The organism is Mesorhizobium sp. M0808, assembly GCF_040320025.1.
GTDB lineage: Bacteria > Pseudomonadota > Alphaproteobacteria > Rhizobiales > Rhizobiaceae > Mesorhizobium.
In genome coordinates, this window is the sequence record NZ_JAMYOX010000030.1 from 71,559 (window position 1) to 79,322 (window position 7,764).

Below are 7,764 nucleotides of genomic sequence, written 5' to 3' on the forward strand. Positions count from 1 at the left end.
GAAAGCCTGTGATACGTTCTACATTTGTTCTCGTCTTGACTAAGAGTCAACCGGGATGATGTCGTGCCCCTGCGGAAGGAGGCATTCGATGCTCGGGGCCATATCCTCAATGCGAAAATGCGAGTTCATTTTTGGAGTTTTGGGCGCCACGGAGTGTCCGAAAATTGTAGCATTACTTCGGACTCATACCTTGCCTTTGTCCGAAACTTGTAGCATATTTCGGACATGCCCCTCGTTGAGCCCGATACCGATCTTCGCTCGCGCCTGCTTGCCCGCATTGAGTCCAAACCCGACGAGGTCTGGACCCCCGGCGACTTCGCCGATCTCGGCGCGCGCGCCGCCGTGGATAAAACCCTGCAGCGCCTGGCAACCGCCGGGGAGCTGCGCCGGGTCGACCGAGGCCTCTATGACCGGCCGCGCACGAACAACCTGACTGGCCGCGCCACCGTGCCGGACTATCGCGCTGTGATCCGCGCCGTCACGCGCCGCGATCGGGCGCGCGCCGTCATCGATGGTATGACGGCCGCCAACGATCTCGGTCTGACGACCGCCGTCCCCGCCCGAATAGAGGTACTGGTCGATGCGCGGTTGAAGCCAATCAAACTCGGCACGCAGGAAATCCACTTCAAATACGCTGCCCCTAGCCGCCTCTATTGGGCGGATCGGCCGGGGATGCGGGTCGTCCAGGCCTTGCATTGGATGCAGGACATGCTGACCCAGAAGGGCGAACGGAAGCGTATCCAGGCGACGTTGCGCCGCCTGTTTGCCGACCCCAAGCACGGCGAGGCCATTCGCCAGGATCTGCGCGCCGGTCTCTCCGCCGTGCCGATCTGGATGCAGGAGTTCCTCCGCGAAATCCTGAGGGCGGACCCGCACGAGGCGAAGCCATGAGTACCGATGCTTACCGCCAGATCATCGCGGCATCCCCACGTGACCGGCTCGACCTGTTCCTCGCCACGGCCAATCGGATCGGAGCTCCGGTGGGCAATGTCGAAAAGGATTTCTGGGTCTGCTGGACCCTCAATTCGCTCTACCACGAACGGCCTGCGGGGGAGCCACGGCTGCTTTTCAAGGGCGGGACGTCGCTGTCAAAAGGCTATGGCCTGATCCAGCGTTTTTCCGAGGACATCGACGTTACCGTGTTCCGCGACGATCTCGACGAGGCTGCCTCCGTCGAAGAGCTCGAGGGGCTGTCAAACAAGAAGCGCCGCGCCAAACTCGACGCCATTCGGAATGCATGTCGCGCCTATATTACAGGCCGCTGCGAGACTTCCTCACCGCTCAACTTGCCGACATCACGAATGGCGCCGGCCGGGTGGAGATCGACGAAGCCGATGCCGATGGGCAGACCCTGCTGCTCTGGTATCCCGAGGTCGAGCCGCGTGATGGCGCCTATGTGCGACCGGTCATACGCCTCGAGTCCGGGGCGAAATCGGCGCTCGATCCGAACCGCCCGATCGCGATCACGCCCTATGTCGCGGAGGAAGCGGCAGGCATTGATCTCACCGTCGCCGCCGTGACCACGATCGAGGCGACCCGCACCTTTTGGGACAAAGTGGTTATCGCCCATGGATTGCGCCGCTGGTACGAGCGGCGCGGCGAACTGCGGCAGGACGGCCAGCGGGTGTCTCGTCACTATTATGACCTGCACTGTCTTCTCGGATCCGTGACCGGGAAGGCCGCGCTCGGCGATCTCGATCTTGGCGCCGATTGTGTGCGGCACGCACGAATGTTTTTCGATCGTCCCGACTATGATCTCGCCTCAGCAGTTCCGGGCAGCTTCGCGATCGCGCCGGCGCCCGAGATGGAAGCCGCGCTCACGCGCGACTATGCCAATACGGCGGCCATGATCTTCGGCACTCCGCCGAGTTTCGATGACATTCTGGAATCAGCACGGCAGATTGAGCAGGACATCAACACTCATTCCTAGTCGCCTGGCCACGTCGCCGGCATATCATCAAGACGTTGTCGAGCAAATGGTCTGCTACTTCAAACCCGAGGACATCGAAAAACTTCACGCTGGCCGAGAGGACATGCATCGGCCGTTCGCTGAACTGCGGGATCGCTTTCTTGGTCGCAAGTATCAAACCGAGCGTGGCCACGAGTTCGCATATCATGGGATCGCCTTGGTACCATGGTCAGGGCTGTTGACGTCGTGTTCGAGAAGCTCCCCCAGAGCTGGACGAAATCCCCGAGAGGGACACGGTCTTCGACGCGACGCTGACTATCCAGGCATTCGTAATGAACGCGTTCGGGTGTCTCGATAATTTGGCCTGGGCATGCTGATTTCTCGCCTCCGATCTGGTCACGTATTTTCAGTCGCCATTCGCGTCATGGATGGAGCGCGCGCGCCTTGAAAACCTTTCGCTGAACGAACTGATCGACCCGACTCCGGAGGCCGGCACGCCATTGTGATCGAAGGGAACGTCGGCCATAGTCCCACCTCCGAACTCGGCAGTGGGGAACGTTCCGTGGCCTTCAAGCTCTCGGCTACCGCGCTCGAGAAAGCGATCCAGCATCTGTGCAAATACGGCGACACCGACGTGTTCCCGCATCTGCCCGAGCTTGCGTTCTTCCGGGACGAGAGCGCGGCCGTTGTAGAGGAACTCAAGCAACTCGACCTCGACGTCTACAATCCGGGCGGGGCATTCGAGGCCCTCGCTCCGAAGAGTCGCTACGGCTTCAGGATCACCCACCAGTTGGGCGCCGTCGACACTGTCCTGCTGCTTGCTGCAGTCATAGAAATCGGGCCTCTGATCGAGACCCGGCGGCCGAGTGCCCAAGGATTGGAGGCCTTTTCGTACCGCTTCGACGACACGGTCGAGGGATCGTTGTTCCTGCAGAACCGCACGTATAAGGATTGGCTCCATGTGCAGCAGAGCCGTGTTCAGGGGAGCCTCAAGATCAAGCAGGTGGTGCTGACCGACATTTCCGACTTCTACGCGCGCATCAACTTCCATCGCCTGGAGAACCTGCTGGACGAAGCGGCTCCCGGGCACGGCGCGGCGAAGTACATCAAGAAGACGATCAAGGTCATCCGGGCGAAGCAATCATTCGGACTCCCGGTAGGCGGCACCGCAGCGAGACTGCTGGCGGAGCTGGCCCTTTCCGACACTGACCAGGCGCTCATGGACCATGGCATTTCGGCCACGCGGTTCGTCGACGATTTCCGGATATTCCTGAACGCAGGCGATGATCCCTACGACGTCCTCAGCTTCCTGGCGCAGCAACTCAGCATCAACGAGGGCCTGTCCCTCAACGCCGCCAAGACAAGGGTCATGTCCCGGGCGGAATACATAGGCAAGCTCAAGGGTCTCACGAGCGACATATCGGACGAGGCAGAGGGAGAGGCCCTCGAATCCTTGACGGCCGACATCTACTTCGACGATGCGCCGGACGTCGAGGACATCGAGGCCCTGAAGGCGCTCAACTTGCTGGGCTTCCTCCAGGAGGAGATCGGCAAGGACAATTACGACATCGGCCGGATCAAGGTGATCTTCCGCGCACTAAAGATCGCGAAGCCGGTAGGCGCCATCGACTACATCGTGGCGAACTTCTCGGAACTCGTGGTGTTCGCCAAGGAGGTGAGCCTCCTCATGCAGGCGCTCGAGGAGAATACTCCTGGCTGCTTCAACGGACTCGCTGATAGTGTGATCTCGGCCATCCTCAAGCCGCCGGCCTCCAGCGTCCAGCTGATCCGGACTTGGCTGCTTGAGCTGTTCGTGCGCGCAACCGTGCCCATTACAGCACTCCAGTTCAAGCAGATGGAGAACCTTCCGTCGCTCCTGGACAGGCGTCAGCTTCACATCATTCGAAGCAGAACGGACAACAAGCATTTCTTCCGCATGAACAAGGCCGCCGTCGGACAGATTCCTCCGTTCGAGCAGCCCGCGTTCATTTCCGGCGCGGTCTGCCTGCCGACGGACGAGTACGAGAACTGGCTTGCCACCCTGAAGCCCATCTTATCAGGCCCGACCTGCCATCTATTCCTCAAGTGGGTGAAGGCCAACAAAGACAAGGTGATTTCCAAGCTGGGCGCATCTGCGGACGACCACCCTGAATAGCACCGCGACAAGAACACCGCATAACCCTCAAGGCCCTCCACCCCGCGAGCCTTCCTCGAGTATGCCAAAAAGGGCCTGCCCTTATAAAGAAGAGCAATGACGTGTCGGAGTTTAATGCTGCAGACCTGCCGGTCTACGACAAGTCATTTTTGCATTAATTTGAAAGGTGGCTCACTACTGCGGCGTATGCTGAATTCTGGCATAACAGGGGGGAAGAAAAGCAATGGCTGAGGAGGATGTGTCGCCACGGCGGCAGTTCCAGATTGTCCGCAACGGCGAACCGACACCGGCCAACATAGATTGGTCCCAAGGAGTTGAGACAGTTCAGAAAGGCATCGCCGATGCCCTGAACGCGCGCAACGTGGCGTTCCTGTTGGGTGCAGGCTGCTCGTCATTGCGTGTCGACGGAGAGGAGCAAGGCATCTCAACCATGCAGCCCCTCGCTGAGATATTTTGCAACACTACCACCCAAGCGTTGGCAGCCGCACAGCAGGCTGCGGAAGACGAGGATCTATTGGGCGAAGGCAGCGCCGACGTGCCCCCTGTAGAGCCGCCTGACTGGCTTCTAACCAAAGAAGAAGTAGCTATTCTCCAAGAGGCGGGCGTCGAACTGGAAGATGAGTACGCGCGCAACCTTGAGCGCTTGATGGAGGTATTGCACAGTCTTCGTTTCGTCTCCCAACGCAGCGCGAAATCATCCCATTGGGCGCGAGCCAAAGAGCTGACGGAGGTAATCAACAAGGTCCAGGCATTCCTCTGGGAGCGGTGCACCGACGGTGCTTTCGCGAAGGGGGATACAGCTGTCCGCGACCTCTATGAGAAGTTCTACCGAAAATTAGTGCTGCGCGACCGAAGCCTACCCCGGCCATGGGTGTTCACCACGAATTATGATCTGTTCAATGAAACTGCGATGGACCGCCTCGGCATTCCTTATGCCAACGGTTTCTCGGGCATCATAGAACGGCGCTTCAACCCCTCGACATTTCGTTACGCCTTGGCTGAACAGCTCGATCTTTCAAACCGCAAATGGTCGGCGGTCGATGCGTTTGTCTACTTGTGCAAGTTGCACGGATCGATCAGCTGGACAGAAGACGATCACGGCCTGTTCCCAATTCGTGAGAAGTGGCCGGCTGACGGCAGCGCCAAGATGATGATCTTTCCGACACCGGCAAAGCAGAATTCGAGTCTAGGGTCACCGTACGCCGACCTCTTTCGCGAATTCCAGTCGCGCATCGTCCGCGAGCAAAGCGTGCTGGTGACAGCAGGCTACGGATTCGGGGATGAGCACCTGAACAACATCATTTACCAGGCGCTGACAATTCCGACCTTTCGGTTGATCATCTTTGCGTCACCGGACGCACCCGGAGAGATTGCCAAACTACGGGCTCTTGGTGATCCGCGGATCTGGATAATCGGTGGCGACGGTCCCGAGCCTGGTACAAGGGCACATTATTTCGACACGATGGTCGATCGGTTCATGCCTCAGCGGCCAAGCGAGCGTATCGACGACGCCGTTCGCAAAGTGATGAAGGAATTGGCTCCCGACAAGGACGATACCGAATGAGTCACGACGATCGCAAACGAGCCGTCGGCAAGGTCACGTCAGTGGCAGCAGACAGGTTCGTGGTCGAGATGCACGCGGGAACCGACAACTTCACAGTCGTGGGCTTTGACGACGTGCACTACGTCGCACGTTTGGGCTCGTTCCTGATGATACCGACTCACGCCGAATATGTTGTCGCTGAAGTTGTGGGGCTGCGCGAACGTGATGTTGCTGCATCCTCGAGAGGCGATCTCGACAAGGCCGGATCGGCGAAATTCCTCGATGTCGTGCCCGTAGGCATGTTGCCTGCTTCGGGCGACGGAAAGTTTCGGTTCGGTGTGTCGGTATTCCCTTCGCTCTACGCGGACGCGCTGTATGCCCTCGACAGCGAACTCGACCGGATATTTGAGACGAAAACCGAGGCTGAGGCCGGCATCGGACCTGACGGGGAAATCTGTGTGCCGGCGAAAGCCACCCGCTTTCGTGTTTTAAGCATCGGTCAGTCCGTCGTGTTCGAGAACTATGCGGTGAAGGTCCGCCTCGACGATTTCTTCGGTGGTCACGTCGCAGTGCTTGGCAACACGGGCAGCGGAAAGTCGTGCACAGTCGCTTCGATTCTACAGGCGCTTTTTGAAAAACCGGACGAACATCATGCCCGGGGCGCTACGTTCGTGGTGTTCGACGTCAACGGCGAGTATCGGCAGGCGCTAGAATCACTGGCAAAGCCGGGCGGTATTGGGATTGACCGGGTCGTACTCGATGGCACAGCAACTGGCTTCCGCTTGCCCCATTGGTTCCTGGATCTTTCAGAGTGGGAACTTCTGCTCCAGGCCAGCGAACGCACGCAGGTACCCATACTGCGCATGGCGCTTGGCCTTTCAACGATGTTCTCAGAAGCTGGCGCCGACGATCTCGGCGGCGTGAAGAACCACATCCTTGCCAAGTGTATCACGCAGATCGTGCGCGATGATTCCAGTAGTCCGTCCAAGCATGACCGGATAGTTGGCATCCTGCAGCGATTCAACACTGGTGAAATCAATCTGCAATCCATCCAACCTTTCATTGCAATCAGCTACGGTCAGCTGGCTAATGCCCAAGGTTTGGACGACTTTCTCGTCGGCGAGAATGCCTTTGTTATCGACGAGTTGAAGCTGCCGGATTACGAAAACATCCCTTTCGATTTCCGGTCCCTAGGCGAAGCGATGGATCTAGCCATCCTTTACGAGGAGGCACACGGCAACCGCCAGATTCGTGACTACTGCTCGCAGATGGTCACCCGCCTAAAATCCCTTGAGGAGCGTCGGGAATATGAGTTTCTGCGCCACTCACTACCGCCCGGTGGAGAAACGGGTGAGGGCCAGATTGAGTTTCTCGCCCGAATCCTCGGCCTAGCCGCGAAGGGCAGTGGCCTGACCAAAACCAGTCAGGTCGTGATTGTCGACATGAACGCCGTGTCGGATGACGTCGTTGAGCTTTTTTGCTCGGTGCTAGCGCGCATGACTTTCAGGCTGCTGCGACAAGCGGACCCGCGCAATCGCTTCCCTGTTCACTTGCTGCTTGAAGAGGCTCATCGCTATGTTGCCTCCACACCCTCCCGTTATGCGTTGGACGCGGCGAAGATCTTTGAGCGGATAGCCAAGGAGGGTCGCAAGTACGGTATGTTCCTGATGGTGGCATCACAGCGGCCGAGCGAACTTTCAAAGACCGTGTTGTCTCAATGCTCCAACTTTGTAGTCCACCGAATCCAGAACCCGGATGACTTGTCGCAAATCCGTCAAATGACCCCATTCATCTCCGACGCTGTCCTTAAGCGATTGCCATCTCTCCCCAAACAGCACGCGCTGGTGTTCGGAACCTCGGTAAATTTGCCGACAACCTTCCGCGTCAGGGACGCATTTCCCCGGCCATCAAGTGACGACACCAAAATAGTTGATCTCTGGTTCCATGAGGAAGGTCGCCTTGCGAGCGTCCGACTCGCCACATTGCTACCCGATCCGGAGGAGGGAATTTCAGACCTAGTGTGATCGTACCACGAAAACTTGAGTTCTTACGTCTTTGGTAAGCGCGAATTTCCCCGCACCTTTTGCTGTTGAGTGCTCTGATGCATGAGGTGTCCACCAAAATAGGTGGACACCTTGTGATGGAAGAAGATGAGCA

Annotated in this window: 4 protein-coding genes and 1 pseudogene; all 5 read left to right on the forward strand. The window is 58.4% G+C overall.

The window, feature by feature from the left end; genetic code table 11:
• Positions 1-225 precede the first annotated feature (225 nt).
• Positions 226-891 (forward strand): DUF6088 family protein, encoded by a 666-nt coding sequence (locus NKI25_RS26570; RefSeq protein WP_352999825.1) that lies wholly within the window; start codon positions 226-228, stop codon positions 889-891.
• Positions 888-1,930, forward strand: a pseudogene (locus NKI25_RS26575) (nucleotidyl transferase AbiEii/AbiGii toxin family protein). The gene NKI25_RS26570 and the pseudogene NKI25_RS26575 overlap by 4 nt, the downstream one beginning before the upstream one ends.
• A gap of 541 nt (positions 1,931-2,471) precedes the next feature.
• Positions 2,472-4,064, forward strand: a complete 1,593-nt coding sequence (locus NKI25_RS26580) for a reverse transcriptase domain-containing protein (RefSeq protein WP_352999827.1) — start codon at positions 2,472-2,474, stop codon at positions 4,062-4,064.
• A gap of 223 nt (positions 4,065-4,287) precedes the next feature.
• Complete coding sequence (locus tag NKI25_RS26585; protein WP_352999829.1) at positions 4,288-5,628, forward strand: SIR2 family protein; 1,341 nt, start codon at positions 4,288-4,290, stop codon at positions 5,626-5,628.
• On the forward strand, positions 5,625-7,631 hold the full coding sequence (locus NKI25_RS26590; protein ID WP_352999831.1) for an ATP-binding protein: 2,007 nt from the start codon (positions 5,625-5,627) through the stop codon (positions 7,629-7,631). Before NKI25_RS26585 ends, NKI25_RS26590 begins: the two co-directional genes overlap by 4 nt.
• Positions 7,632-7,764 lie beyond the last annotated feature (133 nt).

What these genes read in the sequence shown, in the direction of transcription:
- NKI25_RS26570 (WP_352999825.1), top strand. Translation starts at nt 226, where the DNA reads ATGCCCCTCGTTGAGCCCGATACCGATCTTCGCTCGCGCCTGCTTGCC.
- NKI25_RS26590 (WP_352999831.1), top strand. Translation starts at nt 5,625, where the DNA reads ATGAGTCACGACGATCGCAAACGAGCCGTCGGCAAGGTCACGTCAGTG.
- NKI25_RS26585 (WP_352999829.1), top strand. Translation starts at nt 4,288, where the DNA reads ATGGCTGAGGAGGATGTGTCGCCACGGCGGCAGTTCCAGATTGTCCGC.